Origin of the sequence: Streptomyces sp. NPDC057617 (assembly GCF_042800555.1) — a bacterium.
Classification (GTDB): domain Bacteria; phylum Actinomycetota; class Actinomycetes; order Streptomycetales; family Streptomycetaceae; genus Streptomyces.
The window spans coordinates 378941-401553 of record NZ_JBHVGV010000004.1; the positions used below are offsets into that span (position 1 = coordinate 378941).

At 67.6% G+C, this 22613-nt stretch carries 18 protein-coding genes, 1 tRNA gene, 4 pseudogenes and 1 CRISPR repeat array; of the genes and pseudogenes, 16 read left to right on the forward strand and 7 right to left on the reverse strand.

Annotated elements, in window-relative coordinates; all coding sequences use genetic code 11:
• Positions 1 to 151 precede the first annotated feature (151 nt).
• The 4 genes from ACFU9P_RS13280 to ACFU9P_RS13295 all read left to right on the forward strand — a co-directional run bounded on the left by ACFU9P_RS13280 (position 152) and on the right by ACFU9P_RS13295 (position 5856).
• Positions 152 to 784 carry a sugar transferase gene (locus ACFU9P_RS13280; protein ID WP_376373872.1) on the forward strand — a complete coding sequence of 211 codons (633 nt, stop codon included), beginning with the start codon at positions 152 to 154 and terminating at the stop codon, positions 782 to 784.
• A 184-nt stretch (positions 785 to 968) separates the two neighbouring features.
• Positions 969 to 3275: a (Fe-S)-binding protein gene (locus tag ACFU9P_RS13285; protein WP_384079686.1), complete on the forward strand. Its 2307-nt coding sequence runs from the start codon at positions 969 to 971 to the stop codon at positions 3273 to 3275.
• 188 nt (positions 3276 to 3463) lie between these two features.
• The gene (locus ACFU9P_RS13290; protein ID WP_384079688.1) at positions 3464 to 4759 is read left to right on the forward strand and encodes an FG-GAP-like repeat-containing protein; all 1296 of its coding nucleotides are present in this window, start codon (positions 3464 to 3466) and stop codon (positions 4757 to 4759) included.
• 125 nt (positions 4760 to 4884) lie between these two features.
• Complete coding sequence (locus tag ACFU9P_RS13295; protein WP_376373684.1) at positions 4885 to 5856, forward strand: Yip1 family protein; 972 nt, start codon at positions 4885 to 4887, stop codon at positions 5854 to 5856.
• 3 nt (positions 5857 to 5859) lie between these two features.
• Here ACFU9P_RS13295 and ACFU9P_RS13300 read toward each other — a convergent pair whose 3' ends face one another.
• From ACFU9P_RS13300 to ACFU9P_RS13310, 3 genes are all read right to left on the reverse strand, one after another.
• Complete coding sequence (locus tag ACFU9P_RS13300; protein ID WP_384079692.1) at positions 5860 to 6378, reverse strand: phosphoribosyltransferase; 519 nt, start codon at positions 6376 to 6378, stop codon at positions 5860 to 5862.
• Position 6379: 1 nt separating this feature from the next.
• Entirely contained in the window at positions 6380 to 6955 is a 576-nt protein-coding gene (dcd, locus tag ACFU9P_RS13305) for a dCTP deaminase (RefSeq protein ID WP_376373690.1), read from the reverse strand.
• Between the two features lie 70 nt (positions 6956 to 7025).
• The gene (locus ACFU9P_RS13310) at positions 7026 to 7244 is read right to left on the reverse strand and encodes a hypothetical protein (protein ID WP_376373693.1); all 219 of its coding nucleotides are present in this window, start codon (positions 7242 to 7244) and stop codon (positions 7026 to 7028) included.
• Between the two features lie 232 nt (positions 7245 to 7476).
• Here ACFU9P_RS13310 and ACFU9P_RS13315 point away from each other — a divergent pair.
• Positions 7477 to 7550: transfer RNA gene (locus tag ACFU9P_RS13315), tRNA-Gly, on the forward strand.
• 376 nt (positions 7551 to 7926) lie between these two features.
• On the opposite strand, the pseudogene ACFU9P_RS13320 reads toward ACFU9P_RS13315, so the two are convergent.
• The 3 genes and pseudogenes from ACFU9P_RS13320 to ACFU9P_RS13330 form a co-directional block, all read right to left on the reverse strand.
• Positions 7927 to 8400: pseudogene (locus tag ACFU9P_RS13320) on the reverse strand (tyrosine-type recombinase/integrase); the annotation flags it as partial.
• Positions 8375 to 8593: pseudogene (locus tag ACFU9P_RS13325) on the reverse strand (transposase); the annotation flags it as partial. The pseudogenes ACFU9P_RS13320 and ACFU9P_RS13325, both read right to left, overlap by 26 nt.
• Positions 8594 to 8705: 112 nt before the next feature.
• Entirely contained in the window at positions 8706 to 9584 is an 879-nt protein-coding gene (locus tag ACFU9P_RS13330; protein WP_384079696.1) for an SDR family oxidoreductase, read from the reverse strand.
• A 71-nt stretch (positions 9585 to 9655) separates the two neighbouring features.
• Here ACFU9P_RS13330 and ACFU9P_RS13335 point away from each other — a divergent pair, with 71 nt between their 5' ends.
• The 3 genes from ACFU9P_RS13335 to ACFU9P_RS13345 all read left to right on the forward strand — a co-directional run bounded on the left by ACFU9P_RS13335 (position 9656) and on the right by ACFU9P_RS13345 (position 11527).
• On the forward strand, positions 9656 to 10234 hold the full coding sequence (locus ACFU9P_RS13335) for a TetR/AcrR family transcriptional regulator (RefSeq protein WP_384079700.1): 579 nt from the start codon (positions 9656 to 9658) through the stop codon (positions 10232 to 10234).
• Positions 10235 to 10385: 151 nt separating this feature from the next.
• The gene (locus tag ACFU9P_RS13340; protein ID WP_384080065.1) at positions 10386 to 10652 is read left to right on the forward strand and encodes a transposase; all 267 of its coding nucleotides are present in this window, start codon (positions 10386 to 10388) and stop codon (positions 10650 to 10652) included.
• The gene (locus ACFU9P_RS13345; protein ID WP_384079703.1) at positions 10649 to 11527 is read left to right on the forward strand and encodes an IS3 family transposase; all 879 of its coding nucleotides are present in this window, start codon (positions 10649 to 10651) and stop codon (positions 11525 to 11527) included. Before ACFU9P_RS13340 ends, ACFU9P_RS13345 begins: the two co-directional genes overlap by 4 nt.
• A gap of 216 nt (positions 11528 to 11743) precedes the next feature.
• Here ACFU9P_RS13345 and ACFU9P_RS13350 read toward each other — a convergent pair whose 3' ends face one another.
• A complete protein-coding gene (locus ACFU9P_RS13350) occupies positions 11744 to 12316 on the reverse strand; it encodes a TetR/AcrR family transcriptional regulator (RefSeq protein WP_384079706.1) in 573 nt (190 codons plus the stop codon).
• A gap of 83 nt (positions 12317 to 12399) precedes the next feature.
• Here ACFU9P_RS13350 and ACFU9P_RS13355 point away from each other — a divergent pair, with 83 nt between their 5' ends.
• From ACFU9P_RS13355 to cas7i, 8 genes and pseudogenes are all read left to right on the forward strand, one after another.
• A complete protein-coding gene (locus tag ACFU9P_RS13355; RefSeq protein WP_384079709.1) occupies positions 12400 to 13350 on the forward strand; it encodes an NADP-dependent oxidoreductase in 951 nt (316 codons plus the stop codon).
• 238 nt (positions 13351 to 13588) lie between these two features.
• A pseudogene (locus ACFU9P_RS13360) lies at positions 13589 to 13882 on the forward strand (IS1380 family transposase); the annotation flags it as partial.
• 210 nt (positions 13883 to 14092) lie between these two features.
• Positions 14093 to 14656 (forward strand): TetR/AcrR family transcriptional regulator, encoded by a 564-nt coding sequence (locus ACFU9P_RS13365; RefSeq protein WP_384079712.1) that lies wholly within the window; start codon positions 14093 to 14095, stop codon positions 14654 to 14656.
• A 74-nt stretch (positions 14657 to 14730) separates the two neighbouring features.
• On the forward strand, positions 14731 to 15633 hold the full coding sequence (locus ACFU9P_RS13370; RefSeq protein ID WP_384079715.1) for an SDR family NAD(P)-dependent oxidoreductase: 903 nt from the start codon (positions 14731 to 14733) through the stop codon (positions 15631 to 15633).
• 274 nt (positions 15634 to 15907) lie between these two features.
• Positions 15908 to 16727: pseudogene (locus tag ACFU9P_RS13375) on the forward strand (transposase); the annotation flags it as partial.
• 1150 nt (positions 16728 to 17877) lie between these two features.
• Positions 17878 to 19076: direct repeats of the CRISPR family, unit length 27 nt; unit sequence GTTGCGAGCCCTCCAGGGCTGATGACG.
• 354 nt (positions 19077 to 19430) lie between these two features.
• Positions 19431 to 20120, forward strand: a complete 690-nt coding sequence (cas6, locus tag ACFU9P_RS13380; protein ID WP_384079718.1) for a CRISPR-associated endoribonuclease Cas6 — start codon at positions 19431 to 19433, stop codon at positions 20118 to 20120.
• The gene (locus ACFU9P_RS13385) at positions 20117 to 21553 is read left to right on the forward strand and encodes a hypothetical protein (RefSeq protein ID WP_384079722.1); all 1437 of its coding nucleotides are present in this window, start codon (positions 20117 to 20119) and stop codon (positions 21551 to 21553) included. The genes cas6 and ACFU9P_RS13385 overlap by 4 nt, the downstream gene beginning before the upstream one ends.
• Positions 21553 to 22611 carry a type I-B CRISPR-associated protein Cas7/Cst2/DevR gene (gene cas7i, locus ACFU9P_RS13390; protein ID WP_384079725.1) on the forward strand — a complete coding sequence of 353 codons (1059 nt, stop codon included), beginning with the start codon at positions 21553 to 21555 and terminating at the stop codon, positions 22609 to 22611. Before ACFU9P_RS13385 ends, cas7i begins: the two co-directional genes overlap by 1 nt.
• Positions 22612 to 22613 lie beyond the last annotated feature (2 nt).

A 22613-nucleotide genomic window follows, 5' to 3' on the forward strand; every position in this document is an offset into this window, starting at 1 on the left:
CGCCCGGCGGGTTGCCCCCGGTTCACGACGCTTCCCCATGCGATCGTTCTGTATCAAATACCTTGAATGAGTCAGAAGCCATGTAATCCCCAAAGGCTCTGAAACGTAACAGAACGCACAGAAACGGTCAGGTGTGACCTTGAAGCGACGCATGATGTGGCGCCCGCAGCACCGCCCGGAACCCAAGCGCCTTCTGGATCTGACGCTCGGCTCGGCCCTGCTGGTGCTGGCCGCGCCCCTGCTCACGGCAGCCGTCCTCGTCCTCGCACTCTCCCGGCCGGCCGACGGCTTATTCCTGCGCGACTACCGCACAGGGCTCAACGGACGGCCCTTCATCCTGAGTTCCCTGCGTACGCGCCGGTTCCGGCTGGATCTGCTCTCCCGGCTGCCCCATGTCGTACGGGGAGACCTCTCCCTGGTGGGGCCCGCGCCCCTGAAGGTCGGCTCCGCCGCGGGGGCGGCGCCGTGGCGTCAGCTCGTACGGCCGGGGCTGACCGGTCTGGCGCAGGTACGGCGGCACTCGACGCTGCCGTGGGACGAGACACCGCTCCTCGACCAGCACTATGTGGAGCACCACTGGATCGGGCTCGATCTGGCGATCCTGGCCCACACCCTGCCCGCGCTCTACAAGGCGCGGGTCCGGCGGCATCCGCGCCGCCTCCCGCGCCCGTACTCCCGGGCGGACACCTACTGGCTGGGCACCGTACGGCGGCCGGACCCCGGGCTGCCGCACGCCCGGCGCCCGGCGGCGGTCCCGGTCAAGGGGGCGGCCAGGGCCCGCTGAGCGGCAGCCGGGCCCCCGGAGCGACACAGATCACCGGCTGCGCCGTTACATTGCGGCGGGACAAGTGGGTAACCTCAGCCACGGACTGATTAAGTTACCGCTTAGTAGAGCGGGATTTCGAGTAGGACTTCCTACTCTTGTTACCACCCGCTTTTCCACCCGCGCAGGCCCGAGGAGCCACCCCATGCAACTCGCCGCGATCATCGTGTCGCTGGTGCTCGCCGTCGTCGGTGTGGCGCTGTTCGGCCGGGCCATCGGCCAGATCTACCGCTTCGTACGGCTCGGCCAGGACGTCCCCGCGGGCACGCGCACGGACGAGCCCGCCCGGCGCACCCTGACGCTCGCCAAGGAGTTCCTCGGCCACACGCGGATGAACCGCTGGGGCATCGTCGGGGTCGCGCACTGGTTCGTCGCGGTCGGCTTCTTCACCCTCGTACTGACCCTGGTGAACGCCTTCGGGCAGCTCTTCAAGGCCGACTGGCTGCTGCCGGTCATCGGTGGCTGGACCCCGTACGAGGTGTTCGTCGAGCTGATCGGCGCGCTGACGACCCTCGGCATCCTCACCCTGATCGTCATCCGGCAGCTCTCGCTCCCCGGCCGGGCCGACCGCAAGTCCCGGTTCGCGGGCTCCAACTTCGGCCAGGCGTACTTCGTCGAGGCCGTCATCCTCATCATCGGTCTGGCCATCCTGCTGCTGCGCGGCCTGGAGGGCGCGCTGCACCACGCCGACTCGTACCAGGCCGCGTATCTCGTGTCGTATCCGCTGGTCGCGGCCTTCAAGGGGCTGAGCACCGGGACCCTGCAGAACCTGGTCTATCTGATCGCGATGATCAAGATCGGGACGTCCTTCATCTGGATGATCACGGTCGCCCTCAAGACCGACATGGGGATCGCCTGGCACCGCTTCCTGGCCTTCCCGAACATCTGGTTCAAGCGTGAGGCGGACGGTTCGACGGCCCTCGGGGCGCTGCTGCCGATGGCCAGCGGCGGCAAGGAGATCGACTTCGAAGACCCCGCTGAGGACGATGTCTTCGGTGTCTCCCAGATCGAGCACTTCTCCTGGAAGGGCTTGCTGGACTTCTCGACCTGTACGGAGTGCGGCCGGTGCCAGTCGCAGTGCCCGGCCTGGAACACCGGCAAGCCGCTCTCCCCGAAGCTGCTGATCATGTCGCTGCGCGACCACGCGCACGCGAAGGCCCCGTACCTGCTGGCGGGCGGCGGCAAGAACGCGGAGGGCGAGGAGAAGGCCTCCGCCGAGCAGCTCGCCGGGGTGCCGGCCGCGGCCCTCGCGGAGGCCGAGCGCCCGCTGATCGGGACGCTGGAGGCCGCATCCGACGGCGGCTTCGCCGCGGGCGGCGTCATCGACCCGGACGTGCTCTGGTCGTGCACCACCTGCGGCGCGTGTGTGGAGCAGTGCCCGGTCGACATCGAGCATGTGGACCACATCGTCGACATGCGCCGCTACCAGGTGATGATCGAGAGCGCCTTCCCGAGCGAGGCCGGGACGATGCTCAAGAACCTGGAGAAGAAGGGCAACCCCTGGGGGCTGGCCAAGAAGCAGCGCCTGGAGTGGACCAAGGAGATCGACTTCGAGGTGCCGGTCGTCGGCAAGGACGTCGAGGACCTGTCGGAGGTCGACTACCTCTACTGGGTGGGCTGCGCGGGCGCGCTGGAGGACCGGGCCAAGAAAACCACGAAGGCCTTCGCGGAGCTGCTGCACATCGCGGGCGTCTCGTTCGCGATCATGGGCGGGGACGAGAAGTGCACCGGCGACTCGGCACGGCGTCTGGGCAATGAGCCGCTGTTCCAGCAGCTCGGCCAGGAGAACGTCGCGATGCTGAACATGGCGTTCGGCGAGTCCCTCGACGACGACGGCAAGGCCGACGAGGCCACGAAGAAGCCGAAGGCTTCAAAGAAGATCGTCGCGACCTGTCCGCACTGCTTCAACACCATCGCGAACGAGTACCCGCAGCTCGGCGGCGAGTACGAGGTCATCCACCACACCCAACTGCTCCAGCACCTCGTGGACGAGGGCAGGCTGGTCCCCGTGACGCCGGTCGAGGGGCTCATCACGTACCACGACCCCTGCTACCTGGGCCGCCACAACAAGGTCTACACACCGCCGCGCGAGATCATCGCCAAGGTCCCCGGCCTGCGGAACGAGGAGATGCACCGCCACAAGGAGCGCGGTTTCTGCTGCGGCGCGGGCGGCGCGCGGATGTGGATGGAGGAGCGGATCGGCAAGCGCGTCAACGACGAGCGCGTGGACGAGGCGCTTTCGCTGAACCCGGACATCGTCTCGACGGCGTGCCCGTTCTGTCTGGTCATGCTGACCGACTCGGTCAACGGGAAGAAGAACCAGGGGCAGGCGAAGGAGTCGCTCCAGGTGGTGGATGTGGCGCAGTTGCTGCTCGATTCGGTACGGACGCCCGCGGGGCCGGAGGGTTCGGACGCACAGGAGAGCGCGCCGGAGCCCGAACCGGTGAAGTGAGCCTGAACCCGTGAGGTAGCGGGCGCGTGATGTAGGTGTTCGGTTACGAGCGGCCGACGCCGGGCCTGTCTGGGAGCGGGTCCGGGTCGGCCGCTTTCCCATGTGCAGCACGATCTTTCCCGTGTGCAGCATGATGTGGTCGGCCAGTGAGACCGGTGTACGGATGTGACGGATGGGGGCGGTCGCTCGTGCGGATCGGTGTGGGTGTGGTCTCCGTGGTCTCCGTCTGTACGGCGGTGCTGCTGGCGGGGTGTACGGCAGCCCCGGAGCCGGCGGGCGCCAAGAACGGCGACACCGCGCCGCTCGCGGGCAAGGGCGATGCCGTACGCCGTCCCGTACCGCAGGGCCGGGGCAGCGGGCTCCCGGACGACTTCAACGGCGACGGCCACCGTGATCTCGTACTGAACGACCTGGTCAAGGCGGCGGGCGACTCGTACGGGGACGACGCGGGGATCGGGATCGTGTACGGGACGGGCGGGGGTTCACCGGGCGGTTCGGGCGCTTCGGGGGCGGGCGCTTCGGGGGCGGGCGCTTCGGGGGCGGGCGGTCCGGCCTCGGGCAGCGGTTCGGGTACGGGCAGCGGTTCGGGTACGGCGGGTGCGGGGCGAGGCTCGGGTGCCGCGCTCGATCCGGCCGTACGCCAGATCCTCGGCCCGCGTACCCATGGCGCCCGGGTCGGGGGCACGCTCCCGGCCGCGTTCGACGCCATGGCGGCGTGCGACCTGGACAAGGACGGGTTCGGCGATCTGGTCATCGCAACGGACCCGCCGTACGACGGCACCGGTATGCCGCCCGTACCGCTCCAGCTCCTCTTCGGCGGCCCGTCCGGCCTGACCGGCAGGGCGGTGGTCCTCCGGATCCCCGGCAAGGCGCGCTTCGGCAACGAGTGGCCCGACCACCCGGTCTGCGGCGACTTCGACGGGGACGGGTCGGTGGATCTCGCGGTCACCGCGAGCGCGGGCCGGGTGAGTTTTCTGCGCGGTCCGTTCAGCCGGGCCGGGGCACCGCGGAGCGCGCCGGCGCCGGTCCCGGGTGGCGGCCCGGCGCTCGAAGCGCCCGCGCCCGCGGCGGACGCCGACGGCGACGGCTACGACGACCTGGTGTACTCCGCCCGCGCGCACGCACCGGGTACGGCCGCTCGTGGCTCGCTGCTGCTCGGGGGCCCGGACGGTCCGGGGCGCGCGGGCGGCTCGTACCGTTTCAAGGCGGTGGAACTGCCGCCCGCGCCCGCGCTGCCGGCCGGGAAGGGCGGCGGTGAGAGCGCCACCGGCGTGCTCGTCTCCGCCGACTTCACCGGGGACAAGCGGCCGGACCTGGTGACCCGTACGCACCGGGGCGAGACGGCGGATGTGATCGCGCTGTACGAGGGGACGGGCGGCGGGGCCGCTGGGGCCGGCGGGTCGGGCGGAACGGGCGGGGGCTTCGCGGACCGTCCGGTGCTCACGTTCAGCACCTCGCTCTTCCTGAGCGAGCAACTCCCCTGACTCCCCAGGTCCCTGGGGCAAACCCCCCAGGGTCCCCCTAGGGGATGTCACAGCTCGGCCGCAATGGACGGTCCGTTGGGCCGGCTCAGCGATGCCGACCGCCAAGACCAGGTACGTTCGATTGCGTGGCTGGATTCAGGATCGGACGCGGCCGGGACAACCGCACCCCGCAACAGCAACCGCAGCGGCATCAACCGCAACAGCAGCCGTACGGACGGCAGGCAGCACCGCCGCCCCCCGGTTACGGGGGCGGGCACCGGGCGGCACCTCCGTACGGTCAGCAGCAGTGGCCCCCCGCGGGCGGCAGCAGCGGAGGCCCGTACGGCGGGCACGGCGGCGGGCCGGGCGGGCAGGGCGGTGCGCAGCGCGGTGGCGGCGGTGGCGGGCACGGCGAGCCGGAGTACTTCGGCGACCCGTACGCCCAGCAGCCCCCGCAGGGCCCGCACGGCGACCCGTACGCCAACACCCCGGGCCACACCCAGATGTTCAGCGTCGGCGAGGACCCGTACGGCGACGGCGCGACCTACCACGCCGGGGCCGCCCCGGCACCCGCCGGCCCCCGGCTGGGCTGGAAGGACCTGCTGAGCGGCATCGTGCTGCGCCCCGGCGCGACGTTCCTGCAGATGCGCGACTACCCGGTCTGGGGCCCCGCCCTGATCGTGACGTTCCTCTACGGTCTGCTGGCGCTCTTCGGCTTCGACACGGCCCGCGACGACGCGATAAACGCGACGCTGACGACCGCCATCCCGTACGTCCTGACGACGGCCGTCGCCTTCGTCCTCGGCGGGCTGATCCTGGGCGCGGTGACCCATACGCTCGCCCGCCAGCTCGGCGGCGACGGCGCCTGGCAGCCGACCGTCGGCCTCTCCATGCTGATCATGTCGATCACGGACGCCCCGCGGCTGGTCTTCGCGCTCTTCCTGGGCGGCGAGAACGGTCTGGTGCAGATCCTCGGCTGGGTCACCTGGATCGCGTCGGGGGCGCTCTTCACGCTGATGGTGGGCAAGTCGCACGACCTGCCGTGGCCGAAGGCGCTGGGCGCGTCGGCGATCCAGCTCATAGCGCTGCTGTCGCTGCTGAAGCTGGGCACGATCTGAGGTTCAGTCGCCCATCCGGCGACGTACGACCGGCGGCTGGACGCTCCAGGGGAAGTTGATCCAGTCGTCGGTGCGCTTCCAGACGTACTCGCACTTCACGAGGGACTGGGTCTTTTCGTAGATCACCGCGCTGCGCACCTCGGCGACATGGTCCACGCAGAATTCGCGGACGAGCTTGAGCGTCTTGCCGGTGTCGGCGACGTCGTCCGCGATGAGGACCTTCTTGTGCGAGAAGTCCACAACGTTGGGGACGGGCGCGAGCATGACCGGCATCGGGAGCGTGGTGCCGACGCCGGTGTAGAACTCGACGTTGACGAGATGGATGTTCTTGCAGTCCAGGGCGTACGCGAGACCGCCGGCGACAAAGACGCCACCGCGGGCGATGCTGAGGACGAGATCGGGTTCGTAGCCGTCGTCGGCGATGGTCTGCGCGAGCGCGCGGACGGCGTGCCCGAACTGCTCGTAAGAGAGATTCTCCCGCGGTCCGGAGCTGGCCGCTTCGGGCGTTTCCGACGCTCCCATGTCAGACCTGGGTCCGATGGAAGTTGAGATAGGACCGCGAGGCGGTGGGCCCGCGCTGGCCCTGGTAGCGCGAACCGTACCGTTCGGAACCGTACGGATGCTCCGCCGGCGAGCTGAGCCGGAAGAGGCAGAGCTGCCCGATCTTCATGCCCGGCCAGAGCTTGATGGGGAGGGTGGCGAGATTCGACAGTTCGAGGGTGACATGCCCGGAGAATCCGGGGTCGATGAAGCCGGCGGTGGAGTGCGTGACCAGCCCTAGCCGTCCGAGGCTGGACTTTCCTTCCAGCCGGGAGGCGATGTCGTCGGGCAGTGAGATGACCTCGTACGTAGAGGCGAGCACAAACTCCCCGGGGTGCAGGATGAACGGCTCGTCGCCCTCCGGCTCGACCGTACGCGTCAGGTCGGCCTGTTCGATGGCGGGATCGATATGGGGATAGCGGTGGTTCTCGAACACCCGGAAGAACCGGTCGAGCCGCACATCGATACTGGAGGGCTGCACCATCGACCCGTCGTACGGCTCGATGCGCACACGTCCGGAATCGAGCTGGGCCCGGATGTCCTTGTCTGAGAGAAGCACGCCCCGAGGATACGCAGGGCGCGCGGACCCACCCCCATCGGGCGGCCCGCGCGCCCCCTCACGCCCAGGGTCAGCGCCGTTCCGACTCCACCGGCTCCGCCGACTCCACCGTCTTCACGGGCTCCGCAGCCTCGACGGGCACGGCATGCCGCAACCGCGCACACCGAGGACACCGGATGAGCCGCCCGGGCCCGATCCTGGCGGTGTCGAGCTGCTGCATCGGGAACGTCGTAGTGCTGAACACATGCCCTTCGGCACAGCGGACGACGGTGCGCTCCATCAAGTCCATCAGGTCCTTTCCCCAACAAACACGGACGAACGCCCACACTAGAATATGAAGAGGACACCCCCCACCCCGGCACTCCGCCCCCGACCCTACGCCCCAACTCCCGCCCCCCAAGCCCCCATCGCCCCCGCCCCCCCACCCCCGAACAACACAGCGACCCCGCGGCGCAATACGCCCGGGGTCGACGATGGGGTAGAGTATCCGACGATGCGGGGCAGATCAGGGCCCCGATTTCGCGGGTGTAGTTTAATGGTAGAACATGAGCTTCCCAAGCTCAGAGCGCGAGTTCGATTCTCGTCACCCGCTCCACATGAAAGCCCCAGGCCAACGGCCCGGGGCTTCGTTGTTGTCTAGACCTCTCATGAGCTCTCGCACCACTTGCGCACCACTTGGGAGGCGGAACACCCCGCCCACGCAGGCAACCCCAGGCTCTTCGTTTATTCGTTCGATGAATGTCTCGAATGGCGAGATCGACTTTGCGTGACCCGCGTCACATACGCCTCGGCCGGCCAACGTACTGGAAGCGGCGGCCGCGAACACGCCAACTCCTCTTCTGACCTGGGAAGTTGAGGGCTAAAGGTGGACTCCAAACAGCCCCATGGGTGCCACTTCCCCCGGCCCTAGCAACCGCCCAGGGGGCCGACACGGCACTGTGTCGGCCCCCCGAGGCGGGTGTCGGAGGGGGTCAGGCGCGGCGCACCACTGGCGCACCACTTGGGACATTGTCCGAGGCGGACCGCCCGTCGCCGTGGTTGCTGACGGCGTCCTTCCGCGCCGCCCGTACTCGGGCGTCGAGGCCCTGAGCGACTTCCTTCTGCCGGTCCATGGGCGAGTGCTGATAGATCAGCGCCGCCTTCTCCGACGACTGGCCGGCACGCACCATGACGTCCTTGAGCGTGCCGCCGGACTGGGCGACGAGGGTGTTGCCGGTGTGGCGCAGGTCGTAGAAGCGGAAGTTGGGCGGCAGCCCGACCTTGTCCCGGGCCTTGCGCCACTTCCGACCGAAGGTGGAACGGCGGAAGGGGGCGGCCCGCTCGCCCACGAACAGCAGTCCGTCGGGCTCCTTGGCCGCGAACCAGTCGAGATGCCGACGCACATCGACATACAAGAAACCCGGCAGCACGACGGTGCGCTCTGCGCCAGCACGTACTTCCCGATCCGTAGCCCAGCTCCTGCGGCAGGAACTCCCATGGGATTCCTGTGTACAGCACGAACAGGATCCCGCTGAGCACCCGCCGGTCATCCAGCCGCCTGCGCCCCGGATACCGCTGCCGGCGTTCGACCACCGGCAACAGCGGAGCGATCCGCTCCCACAGCCCGTCCTCGACCTCCCACGGCCTGCGCTGCCCCACACCCCACCCCGATCCACCAGGTGCAAGCACAACACCGACTGACAGGCCGTGGTTCGAAGGCACAGTCGAAAGTGTCTGATTCCTGATACACCCTCCCTGCTGGGGCAATTGATCAGGCGCTGTGCGGTTTGGGGTAATGGGGGCGAAGGTTGGCGGCAAGGATACGGTCGAGCATCTTGTCGGAGAGGATCCGTGACAGGCGGGTGAGTACGGCCGCGTCGCGCCCGATGGTGTACCGGGTGCGCGGGCGCCGGGCGGTCGCGGCCTTGGCGATGACCAGGGCAGCGGCCTCGGCGGACAGTCCGGAGTCGGTGAACGATGTCGCCTGGTTGATGATCGCCTGCAGCAGCTCGCCGTAGCGGCTGCGCTGGGTCGGCGCCAACGTGGCAATGGTGTCGTTCGCCCGCTCGATGCCGTGGCCGGTCATCTCAGTCTTTACCCCGCCGGGCTCGACGACCACGACCTGCACGCCGTGAGGTGCGAGCTCCCGCCGCAGGGAGTCGCTCATCGCTTCCATGGCGAACTTCGCAGCGGCGTAGGCGCCGTAGGTCGGCATCGCGATCCGGCCTCCGATGGAGCTGATGTTCACCACCCGGCCGCCGCTGGCGTGCAGTGCGGGCAGGACGGCTTTGGTCACCGCGATGTGCCCGAAGAAGTTCACGTCGAATTGCCGTTGCCACTCCTCCATCGACAGCACCTCGACCGGCGCGTTGATGGCGATGCCGGCGTTGTTGATCACTGCGCGAAGCGGTCGCCCTGCCGAGTCGTCGGCGATACGTTTGGAAACTGAGGCGATCTGTTCGGGATCGGTGATGTCCAGGAACACCGGCTCCAGTCCCGCGCTCCGCAGTGTGTCGGCGTCGGATTGGCGCCGGACGCTTGCTAGAACATGAAAGCCGCGGCGGGCAAGCTCGCGGGCGGTCGCGGCACCCATGCCGGTCGACGCGCCAGTAATCAGGACCATCCCGGAGTGCTCATGTGACGTTGTCATGTGAGTGACGATAGCGGCTCGCGTGACATTGTCAAACGAGTCGTGTGACAGCGTCACGTAACATTGGAGGCATGGTCAGCCGATTGGAAAGTGCCGCAGCCACCCGGCGAGCGCTGGTCGAAGCTGCCGCCGATCTGTTGGACGAGGGCGGGCCCGGCGCGGTGACCCTGCGCGCCGTGGGGACCAGGGCAGACGTGTCTCGCGGGGCGCCGTACGGACACTTTCCGGACAAGGAGCACCTGCTCGCCGCGGTCGCAGCCAGGAGCTGGGGGCATGTTAGCGAAGGTCTCGATGCACTCATTGCGGCGGAACATCTGACGCCGGCCGAGCGCCTGGCACGCGCACTGGCTGGCCTGATGGACGTCGGTCGGCGGCACCCACACGCCTATGCGTTGATGTTTGACGCGCCATCGACTGCATCCAGCGAAGCGATCGCTGCGGTGTCACGCACGCACGACCAGTTCCTTTCGATCGTCGCGGGCGCCCTCGCGGATCCACAGCGCGCCCGGCCGGTCGGTGCGATGTTGCTGACCAGCGTGCACGGCATCATCAGCTTCGAGAACGGCGGTCTCCTGGAAACCAAAAAGTGGCACGTTACCGGCGATCAGCTTGTCGAAATGGTCATACGAACCGCAACCGCGCCTCAATGAGCGGTGTGCAAGCTGAAGTTGCTGGTCACAGGTGAGCTGAACCGGATTTTGTAGCGGCCCTGAAGCCAGGCATGATCGCCTCGGCAGATGGGAGAACACAGGTCCGATGCGTGCACCACGGAAGTACCCCGACGAGCTGCGTGAGTGAGAAATCCGCGAGGTCCAGACCTCGGGCCGCCCAGTCGCGCACGTCGCCCGGGATCTGGGCATCTACAAGGAGGCTCTGCGGCAATGGGTTCGCCAGGCCGAGGCCGACCACGGCGACCGGCCTGATCTGCTCACCACGGCCGAGAAGAACGAACTCGCCCAGCTCCGCAGGCAGAACGCTGAGTTGAGGGGGGCGAATGAGATCCTGAAAGCTGCCTCGGTGTTTTTCGCGAAGGAGCTCGACCAGCCCCGCACGAGGCCGACGCGGTGATCAGCCACCTCCGCGACGACTTCGGGGTCGAGCCGGTCTGCCGGGAACTGGACCTTTCAGTCTCGGCATACAATGCCCGCCGCAGGCGGCCGAAGTCCGCCCGGCGTTTGCGCGACGAGCAACTGCTTACAAAGATCCGCGCCGCCCACGCTGCCTCCGGCGGGACCTACGGCGCCCGCAGGATCCACCGCCAACTGCGGCGCGAAGGTATCACCGCGGCCCGCTGCACCATCGAGCGGCTGATGGGCGAGGACGGCCTGGAGGGCGTCATCCGCGGCCGGCGACGCCGGACCACGGTTCCCGAGCCGGCCGCCCCGCGCCCGCCGGACCTGGTCAACCGGCTCTCCACCGCGACCCGGCCGAACCAGCTCTGGGTTGCGGACCTGACGTATGTCCGGACCTGGTCCGGCTGGGTCTACGTCGCATTCGTCCTCGACGTCTGCTCGCGGACCATCGTGGGATGGCAGCTCGCGACCCACATGCGCACCGATCTCCCTCTGGACGCCCTGGACATGGCCTTGTGGCGCCGGGGCATCAAGAAGGGATCGGGCCTGATCCATCACAGTGATCGCGGCAGCCAATACGTGTCGATCCGCTACAGCGAGCGGCTGATGGACGTCGGCGCCGCCGCATCGGTGGGCTCCGTGGCGGACTCGTACGACAACGCGATGGCCGAGGCACTCAACGGCACCTTCAAGGCGGAGCTGATCGAACACCAAGGCCCCTGGCGGGACGCTGACCAGGTCGAACGCGCCGTCGTGCAGTGGGTGGGCTGGTACAACACCGAGCGCCTGCACTCTGCTCTCGACTACCTCCCGCCCGAGGAGTTCGAGGCGGCTTACTACCGTTCCTTGGCCACTCCGAACGCAGCCTGAAACACACAAGATCGGCCGCTACAAAACTCGGGGCAGCTCAAGACTGCTGCACTGGTCCAGCTGGCGCCGACACCACCAGTCAGCGGCTCGACGCAGTCACTACCGGCGACGATCTCTCAAGGAACCCACCAGATGGACCAGGAAACCGCACTGAGGTAAGACCGTTTCCCGGACAGCCGGTTCTACGCTTATCTGCGAGGCCTGTTTGCGGCCGACTCAGCGGATCGTTGGAGCTGGCGGCGCGACCACTTCGCGCAGCTCGGCGGCGGCCTGGGCCATGAGCTGAGCGAGGGTGGTGTCCGGCTCGGCTAGCCAGCGGGGCATGGCGCGCCGGTGGATCGCCAGCACCACGTCGATGATGAAGCGTGCTTTTCCGGGCTCGACGCCGCGGCGCTCGATCGCCGGCGCCAGTGCGTCGGCGATGTCGGCGAGCTTGATCAGATCGCGCTCAGCCAGTGCCGGGTTGGCGGCGATCACTCTTCCCCGGCGCAGCAAAAACTCGCGTGGGCGGAAGATCTCCTCGGCGGTTCCCAGCGCGGTCATCAGCGCCTCGATCGGGGTGAGGCCCGGATCGGCCGCCTCGACCTGGGCGACGAGGTGGGCCTCGAGTCCGTTGCCGGCGAAGAGGACTTCCCGCTTGTCGGAGAAGTAGCGATAGAAGGAGCGCTCCTTCAGACCGGCGGCGCCTGCGATCTGCGCGACCGAGGTGCGCTCGAACCCGTACGTCTCGAACAGCTCGAGCGCCGCGCGTTCGAGCCGGCCCTGTGCGTCGGATTCCCATCGCGGCATACCCACCAGAGTACGACAACAGGAGCTGTTATCGGCTGGTACCCTCAATGACAACAGATGCTGTTATCAACCAGGAGATCGTCATGAAGGCTCTGCAATTCGACCGGTTCGGTTCCCCGGACGTGATCGTGCTCCGCGACGTCCCACAACCGGAGCCGGGACCCGGCCAGATCCGGATCGCCGTGCGGGCGTGCGGCCTGACACCGGCCGACTGGCACGTCGTCGACGGTCTCCTCGCCGACCATCTGCCGCCGCTGCCGCGCGGGCTCGGCCTCGAGGTCGCGGGCACCGTCGACGCGCTCGGCGAGGGCGTCACCGGCGTCCAGATCGGCGACCGCGTGTTCGGCCCGGCCACCTTCGACGGCCCGACGGCCGGCGCCGCCGAGTACGCGGTGATGTCGGCCTGGGCTCGCATTCCCGAGGGCGTAACCGCCGAGCAGGCCGCCGCGCTGCCGATGGCGGCCGAGACGGCGTGGCGCGCGCTCGACGACCTCGGCGTTCAGCCGGGTGAGCTGCTGCTCGTCCACGGCGCGGGCACCACCGTGGGTGAGGCGGCGGTGCGCTTCGCGCTGCACCTGGGTATTCAGGTGATCGCCACAGCCGGGCCGACTCGGGCCGCCGCCCTGGAAGAGATCGGCGCCCAGGTGACCGCCTACGGCGAGGGCATGGCCGAACGCGTCAGCGCACTGACCCCAGGCCCCGTGGACCGCGCCCTGGACACCACGCCGACCGGGGGTCGGATCGACCGCGCCGACCAGCCCAGTCCGGCCGGCGGCTCGCTGCCGACCTTGATCGAGCTGACCGGGGATCCCGACCGTGTCCTCACGGTCTCGGACTTCGCTGCCGCAGCCGAACTGGGTGTCCGGATCACCACCGAGATCCGCTACGACCAGATGAATGAGTTCGCCAGGCTCGCCGGCGAAGGCATCCTGGTCGTACCGGTCGCCCGCACCTACACCCTCGACCAGATCCAGGAAGCGGCCAAGCTCAGCCAATCCCGCCGCCCCGGCGGCAAGCTCATGCTCGTCCTGTGATCACCTTGCTGGCGTGGTCAGGCGAAAGGCGTCCACACAACCCGATGATCACACGGTGACCGCACCCGTTCCCGACCAGGGTCCCTACAAGATCGCGAAGTCACACTGGAGTATTAACCTCGCGCTTTCACGAGGCTCGTTGTCCGATGCTGGATCAAATAAACGGAGAGTGCCCCTGAACTGCAACGATAAGACGTGTCGAGGGTCCTGTCAGCTGCAAGGGAAAAGCACTCTCCAGATGAAGAAGGGCAGCGGGTCGTACCCGCCTGTCCGTGCCGAAGGCGGGGGGCTGGGCCGGGTCGGTGCTGGTGGTCTAGACGGTCCGCAAGTCCGGCCTGGATGCCGCGAGGTCTGCGGCACTGGCGCCGTAGCGCAAACCGCAGGCCGTGCACGATCCGGGCAAGAGCTTGCTGGACGCGGCCCTGGCCGTCGCACTCGGCGAGACTGCCTGGCCGACGTCGGCGTGCTGCGAGCCGAGCCGGACCGGCTCGAGCCGGCGGCCTCCGGCCCGACCGGCTCCCGTCTCATCGACACCGACAAGGAAATAGGAACCCGGTTCCCTTTGCTTGAAGGTCCGGCGGCGGCAGGCGGGCGGTCCTTGGTCTCGGCCGTGACCAAGACCAACCGCCCCTGAGCCGACCGAAGCTCAAGCGGGTGGCTGCGTGGGGATACCTGCTGCGGTGTACGTCGAGGATTGACCCCTACATTTGACTGACCGATCACTCTCCTACATGCTGTACTCATGCCCAGGCCGAGGAGCGACGACAAGCGCGCGGCGATCATGGCCGCCGCCACGCGGATTATCGCTGTTCAGGGTCTGGGGGCGGCGACGGCGGCGATCGCGAAGGAGGCCGGCGTCTCCAACGGTTCGCTGTTCACCTACTTCGACACCAAAGCAGATCTGCTGAACCAGCTTTACCTGGAGCTGAAGGGCGAGATGGGGGCAGCCGCACTCGGCGGCCTGCCCGTAGCCGATGCGCGCACTCAGATGCTGCACATGTGGTCACGATGGATGGACTGGGCGACGGCCAATCCCCGCAAGCGCCGCGCTCTGGCGCAGCTCCAGGTCTCCGACGAGATCACGGCATCCACCCATGAGTCCGCAAGCCGGACCATGGCGGGCATCGGGGGGATCCTGGAGCGCAGCCGGGCGAACGGCCCGATGCGCGATGTCCCGGCGGCTTTGGTGTTCACGCTCTGCAATGCCCTGGCCGAGGCCACTATCGACTACATCATCGGCGACCCGGATCGCGCCGACGAGCACAAGCAGTCCGGTTTCGACGCGCTCTGGCGCATGATCGGCTGACCCGCCCCGGTCCACCTTTCCCGTGTTCGCACATGCCCATTAATGACTGACTAGTCAGATATCTAAGGAGCGCCATGCGCGACAAGGTCTATGTCATCACCGGCCCGACCTCCGGCTTCGGCCGCCGCACCGCCCTCGAACTGGCCAAGCACGGCACCGTCGTGCTGGTCGGGCGCGACGCCGCCAAGCTCGACGACGTGCGCAGGGACATCGAAGACAGAGACGGAGAGGCCGTGCCCGTCATCTGCGACCTCTCGGACCTGACGAGCGTGCGCCGCGCCGTCGCTCAGATCGTCGAGCTCGGCCTCCCGATCACTGGCGTGCTCAACAACGCCGGCATCTTCCCCAACCGTCCCGGTACCAACGCTCTCGGCTGGGACATCGCCTACGCGACTAACCACATCGGGCCTTTCGTGTTCACCGAGACGCTCGTGCCCCACCTCGCAGACGGCACGCAGGTGGTGTTCATCGTTTCAGCCGTGGAGGATCCGGAGCGCAAGGCCGCCACCATGTCCGGTTTCCGCGGCGCCCGGTACATCTCGGCCGAGGCGAGCACTCGTGGGGAGTGGAAGCCCGGCGGCTCGAAACTGCCCGGCGGGGACGCCTATGCCACGTCCAAGCAGTGCAACCTGGCAACGGTGCTCGCCTTCGCCCGCGAAACACCCCGACTGCGGTTCAACGCCATCGAGCCCGGCTTTGCCCCCGGCACGAATCTCGGCCGTGACGCCGGCCTGTTCCTGCGTCTGCTGTCGAAGTACGTGCTCTCGCCGCTGGCCCCGCTCATCAAGTACTGGACCAACCCGGGCATCGCTGCTCGCATGATCACCCGGGTACTCACCGACGACTCGGATGCCACCGGCGTCTACTACGACGAGAAAGGACGTCCCATGCGGGGTTCCGCACAGGTGCACGATCCGGCGTTCAACGCGCGGGTAGTCGCCGAGACCCGTGCGCTACTGGGGACAGTGCACGTCTGAGGAAGGACTTCGGGTGGCCCCTGGGCAACCGGACTCGGGCCACCGTTCGGATGGCTTCGTCCCCGCTGGGCTTGCACCTGCGAGGCGTCGAGTGTGGCGCGGGAGAGGGCCAGCCGGTGAGCCTCCCGCAACCGGTCCAGCAACACCTGTGAGCCACGCGCTTTTACGCGGCAGGGTGTCGGGCGGGCGATCAAAAACGCGAGGAGTGCTCCTGGCCTGCAACGGTGAGACGTGTCCAGGATCCAGGGCGTCGCAGGAAAGAAGCACTCTCCAGATGAAGAAGCGTATCGGGTCCTACCCGCGTGTCCGCATCGAGGGCGGCGGCCGGGCGGTGGTCTCGCAGGCCGGGGGCGTGCTGCTGGTCGGGACCGTCCGCAAGGCCGGCCTGGAGACCGCGATATCAGCGGCGCTGACCCCGTGGCGGAAGGCTCGGGCGGTGCATGATCCGGGCAAGATCCTGCTGGACGTGGCCCTGACGGTCGCGTTGGGCCGGGACTGCCTCGCGGATGTCGCCATGCTGCGGGCCGAGCCGGCCGTGTTCGGGCCGGTGGCCTCCGACCCGACGGTCTCCCGCCCAATCGACACCCTCGCGTTCTCCGGGGAGAAGGCCCTGGGGGCCATCCATCCGTGCCGCGCGGGCTGAAGTCCGCCGACGTGTCCGGCGGTTGGCCGACCGGGAAGCGCCTGACGCGGGCGGGACGGTGACCGTGGATCTCGACGGGGTGCTGGTGATCGCGCACTCGGACAAGGAGGACGCCGCACCCACGTGGAAGCGAACCTACGGCCACCACCCGCTGATGGGGTTCGTCGACCACGGACCGGGCGGCACGGGTGAACCGGTCGCGGCCCTGCTCAGAGCAGGCCACGCAGGATCGAACACGGCCGCTGGCCACATCACCGCCGCCCAACTGGCCCATGCCCAACTGCCGAAGAAGTACCGGCGCGGACGCGGGACCCTGATGGGCATACGGCTGATCGTCAGGAAGGAACAACCGCACCCTGGGGCCCAGTTGAGGCTCACGGACGCGGATGGCATGCGGCTGACCTGTTTTGCCACCAACACCGTGGGCCGGCCGATCGCCGAGCTCGAGCTCGTCGTTCCAGATCTCAACTGCACGCTCGTCGATCACGCCGGGAGGCTGCCCAGACCGTTGCCACTATCAGCGTCGGCTGCACACGATCGAGGGGCGGCCCGGGAAAGAGAACACGGGCCGGCAATCAGCCCACTACACTCACCCAAACCACCCCTGAACAGGGAAAACGTCAAAGTGCTGCTGGAGTATTAGCGTCCTGCTCAAACCGGGCGACGTTGTACTGATCAAATTCGCCAACATACTCTGCCTAGGACAAGCAGCCAGGGAACTGGCCGACATGCGCAGAGCGGAGAAAGCGGGGGTGCGATGCCGGAATTCCCCACTGAAAAAATGCGTGAAAAAATGAAATTCCGGGGAGTCTCACCTTCCAAATCGCGGATCATGACAAGCCGAGCGCAAGGCGGTGTCTGTAGCCATTTTCCGAAGCCTTGACCTAACGCCAACCGGCGTCAAGCCAAGGCTTCGTTGAATCTCGCCAGACCAATGGCCATGAATCCTGCTGCCCGCAGGGATCAGCATGGCGATACCCAGCTAAAGCGCAACTGAGAGTCTTCTGCCACTCGCGAGCAGGCGCCATGCTGCGGCGATGCCGACCGCTAGACAGACGAAGGCTAAAAGCTAGCCATAAGGCTAATCAAGATTGCATCAGCAGCGCGGAAATTCGATGCCGAAACGAGCATGAAACCTCACTCCGCCAGCGATACATACGCTTGAGATCCACCAGACCAGAGCCAGCATAACGACGATGTGTACAAATCCGAGATTCAAGGAAAGCTCCTTTACTTGACTCCTACACAGGCACAGCAGCGACTACGGCGACGGGGCCAAAGACAAAATTCTGACCCTCTGAGACCCAGACCGCCTTCAGTCGCCCGAAACCAGCCCCAGCCCAACCGATTCCATCGGAAGGGTATGATCTAAGGGGACAGTAGCACCCTCCTGCGTCTCCCCAATGTCGCCACCCCGGGAAACCACCACCCCGGGAAGCCGCCCACCGAACGCTCGTAAAAATAATAAATACATGACCACATCAGAAATTAATCATTACCACCACTCTGCACCAAAAGAAAGGACTTTCACACACTCGTAGCCCAACATAAAAAGAAGAAAAAGCCCGCCCGATTTTCCACTAGGGGAAATCGGGCGGGCTTGCACGAACCCTATAGGGCTGATGACAAATTACCGAGTACCGGTCATAGCCTTCTTTGCGAACCCTGAAGGGGTGATGACGGCCCGTGACGGGACCTGTGGTCTACAGACAGCGTAGAGCGTTGCTAACGCTCCAGGGCTGATGTCGACCGGCGCCACCGACTTCGCATTCTTCCACGTGCAGAAGTTGCGAGCCCTCCAGGGCTGATGACGACGCGCCCGTGGATGCAGGGCGAGCTGAAGCGGCTGGTGTTGCGAGCCCTCCAGGGCTGATGACGGCCAAAGACCGGTGCCAGACGTCGCCCATGACTTGCTTGTTGCGAGCCCTCCAGGGCTGATGACGACGCAGGCCATCCTCCGGACCTGCACGGTCACTGGCTGGTTGCGAGCCCTCCAGGGCTGATGACGACCTGTGACCGCCTCCGGGATCTTCAACTCCCTCACGTTGCGAGCCCTCCAGGGCTGATGACGACCAGCCGTTCGGCCCGTGGGTGACCTCCCAGGCCCGGAGTTGCGAGCCCTCCAGGGCTGATGACGACGAACGGGCGCGCTCTCGTCTCCGGACGGCTGCTGTCGTTGCGAGCCCTCCAGGGGTGATGACGTCCCTACACGCCTGCCCCGATCCCGGGCGGTTCCCTCCGTTGCGAGCCCTCCAGGGCTGATGACGTCCGTCTGCCCGGGGTGCAGGCGGTCCGGCGCAGCGTTGTTGCGAGCCCTCCAGGGTTGATGACGTCAGGCGTACCACCAGTTCAAAGCCGACGCGATCATTGCGTTGCGAGCCCTCCAGGGCTGATGACGTCGTGGTGCGGTGCTCGGCGTGGAGCAGGGCGAAGAGTGGTTGCGAGCCCTCCAGGGCTGATGACGTCGGGGAGGTGTCGGCATGAGCATGAGCCAGGACACGTTGTTGCGAGCCCTCCAGGGCTGATGACGTCCTGCGCCTCCCGCGGCCGCGCGGGAGATCAGTTGGTGTTGCGAGCCCTCCAGGGCTGATGACGTCCCGGCAGCGACGGATCCTGGCCTGCGTACGCGAGTGGATCGCGTTGCGAGCCCTCCAGGGCTGATGACGTCCCACTCCATCCCCCCTGGGGCATGCCGTCGTTCGGCCGTTGCGAGCCCTCCAGGGCTGATGACGTCCCTACCCCCACATCAAGCCCGTCGGCCACCCGTGCAAGTTGCGAGCCCTCCAGGGCTGATGACGTCCCCGAGGGTAAAACCACTGGTCAGAGCCGCCTTGCAGCAGGGTCTCGGGGCGAATTTTGCAGCGATCCGACAGTAATGCATCAGTGCAGGTCAGAGCGTTGAGCGACGTGCGGCTACGGCCGCCGCGAGGTCGTTGTCAGTGGTGCCCGTTAGTTTACGGGTTCGGCCTCACGACAGACAGCTTCAACGTTGCTCGGTTCGGAATAGCGCCCCTAGCATAGAAATCAAGCCTTTGTCAGGATTTATCACCGACTGCCACTTTCCTTCCCTCGCTCGGCTAGGGTCTGACCATGCCACGGTCGTTCGGTTCGTGATGCGGCAACAGCCGCTGCTGTCAAAGATGTTGGGGGTGTGATGCGGGTCAGAGTGGACGTCGGAGCGGACGTGCCGAGCCTGCGGTGGGAGGACGTGCACGGGCCGGCGCGTGCCGTGATGTACGAGCTTCTGGGGAGCCAGGACGCCGCCATGGCCCAGTCGTTGCATGACGAGGGGTGGAAGGGGCAGCCGCTCAAGCCGTTCGGGCTGACGAGCCCGCAGTTCAAGGGGGCCCCGAAGAAGAAGGGCGTGTACACGACGTCGCGCGATGGGTCGGTGTGGTTCGGGTCTCCGGTTCCGGAGATCGCGGCGGTGCTGGTGGCGTCGCTCGCTTCGCGTACCGAGATCGTGTGGGGGTCGGCTCGTCTGGCCGTGCGCGGCTTCACCGTCGATGTGGGCGCCCCCGCGTCGGACGGCCCGGTGGAGTTGAGGACGGCCACTCCCGTAGTGGTCAAGCACGAGAGCCGTTATCTCCTTCCGGGCGACAACCATTACGTCGAACGGCTTCAGCACAACCTGACGCACAAGGCCGACGTTCTGGGCCTTCCGGCTCCGCACGGGTTACGGGTGCTGGAGGCCGGGCCCCGGCGCCGGTTCACCGTGCGGGGAGCGCCGAGGATCGGGGCGGAGATCCGGGTGGCCATGGAGGCCGACGCCCGATTCGTGGAGGCTCTGCGCTCCTGGGGTCTGGGGCTCGACACGGCGCAGGGGTTCGGGTGGATCCGGTGAGCACGCCCACCACCACCCCGGGACCGCTGGCGGCGACGAGCCATCCGCTCCAGCGCGCCGGGGCGTGGGCGATCGCGGTGCTGGCCGAGCGCGCGGTCCCGCAGGAGGTCACCGCGGCCGATCTCGACTTGGTGGCTTCCCGTTTGGTGGACGACATTTCGGCTGCCGCTATGGCCGCGAAGGACACCGCCGCGTACGACTGGTGGAAGGTTCTCTTCGCGCTGTATCCGAACTCCAAGGCGACGCACAGCAAGCGGTCGCGCGACCGGGCGGTGCTGCTGCCGGGGATCGCCGACATGTTCGTACCTGACGCCCCTGGCGCGCCTACGCGTCCCTGCACATTCTGCGGGAAGGCTGCCACAGCAGTGTGGACGAAGTCGTCTCTGCCGATGTTCGACACGAACAAGGCACTCAACACGCTGCCACCTGGCGTTCCGGGCTGGCCGGTCTGCCGGGGGTGCCGTATCGCGGCGTGGGCCTTGCCGTACGGCGCCTGGGTCACTGCCGGATCGGCGACCGTGCTCTCCTGTGAAGAGGAAGCGGTGGAACGAGAGTTCTCGGCGCGCAATGTGCTGCGGGCCCGGCGGGTCATGCATCTCGGGTTCACCGGCTTGCGGGCCGACGCCCGGCCCGAGCTGATCGCTGTCCGTGCCCTGCGTTCTCTGAGAGCCGGTCTGCCTGCCGGCGCCACGCTGTGGAGCTTCAAGAACGACAACCAGGAACCCTGGCTCCGGGTGACCCGGACACGTCGCGCCGTACCCGTATTCCTGGCGACGGTCGAGGGCAACGCGGAACTGCGCCGGGGCTGGCGGCTGCTGGAGCTTGCCCTCACTCGGCGGGACAAGCAGGGCCATGTGACTGCCAGCGGTTCCGCCGAGTCGGCGCGACTGCTGTTCGAGGCCGAGGACGGCCGAAGCCGGTCGCTGCTGGCGCAACTCCACTACCTGCTGGACGAGCCCGACGGTTCCTGGACCGGAGAGGACCGACGCGCCCTCACCGGGCTCGCCTTCACCTACGCCAAGGAGATTCTGGGCATGAATCCGGACCTGACGCCCGTGGCGACCGTGATCGCCGACTGGATCGAGCACGGCAGCGGCAGCCCGCGGGGCCGGCTCGCGGAGTACCGGAACGTCGCGCTGAGCGACTACAAGCTCGGCACCCTGCTCATGCAGGCGCACTTCCGACTGACGCTCGACGGCCGACCGGTGGCAGCGGGTCCGGAGGACTGGAGGCCGCTGATCCAGCAGCGGCCCCGCGCCTGGGAGCAGCGCATGCTGCTGGCCGCCAGCGTGCTGCAACTTCTCCAGGCGCGCGGCGTGGCCGTGAACGAAAAGCCCGTGGACGCGGACGAACAGGCCCGCACGGAGGGTCTGCTCGAACAACCGATGCTCGCTGACGCCGGCGACGAGGACGAGGACAGGGGAGCGGCCTGATGGCCTATCTGGCGGGAAAAATGGTGCTCGCGATCGAGGCGGGCGCGCCGAACAACGGCAAGGGGGAGGAGACTAAGTCGAGGGTGAAATACGCCCGTATCCGTGGTCGGCACTATCCCTATATCTCCGCGCAGGCCGTCCGGCGCTGGACGCGCGACGGCATGGTCGAGCTGGGTGCCGTGCCCTCTCCGGTCACCCGGGTCGGCAAGGCGCAGAACAAGGCGCAGAAGGCAAACACCGAAGCGGATCCGGTGCGGTACGCCGACGACGACCTGTTCGGTTACATGCGAGCCGGAGCGAAGAAGGACGACGCGGCCACCACCCTGCGCGACAGCCCCTTCATGCTGGGCACGCTGATGTCGGTCGAGCCCGCCTATCCGACCGAGGACTTCGGTGTCATGTCACGCGGGGTCACCGAGCCCGTGCTCCACGGGCACGAGTTCTACACCGCTGATCTGGCGGCCCCGTTCCTGCTGGATGTGCCGAGGATCGGTACGTTCACCCTCCCCGGCGACAATGGTGTGGGCAGGCCGAACTACCTCACCCAGGAACAGGCCCTCGCCGTGGCGGACGCCGCGGCGGCCGGGGCATCCGCCACCACGTTCCGGGACCAGCCCGCCGTACGGCTGCCCATCGAGGAACGCCGGTCCCGGGCAGCGATGCTGCTGGAGGCGCTGGCTCACCTGAGCGGCGGGGCCAAGCAGGCCCTCCACTACGGGGACCGCGTGCCCGCCCTGATCGTGCTGGTGCCGTTCAAGGGCGGCATCAATCCGCTGGCGCACTGTGTCGACGGCCAGGAAGGCACTGGCCTGCGCGTCCGGGGCAAGGTGCTGCGCGAAGAGTTGGCGGCATGGGACGGCGAGTGGGAGGCCCCGGTGCGGATCGGCTGGCGCCCCGGGTTCCGGGACGATCTGCGTGAGGACTTCGAGAAGGAGTGCGCCCAGGAGATCGGGGATGGGACGGTGGTCATCGACCATCCCCGGACTGTCCTGCGCGGTCTGGCCGCCGAGTTGCGCGAAGGCCGGCTCGACGGCTGGTTCGACGACCCCAAGCGGTGATC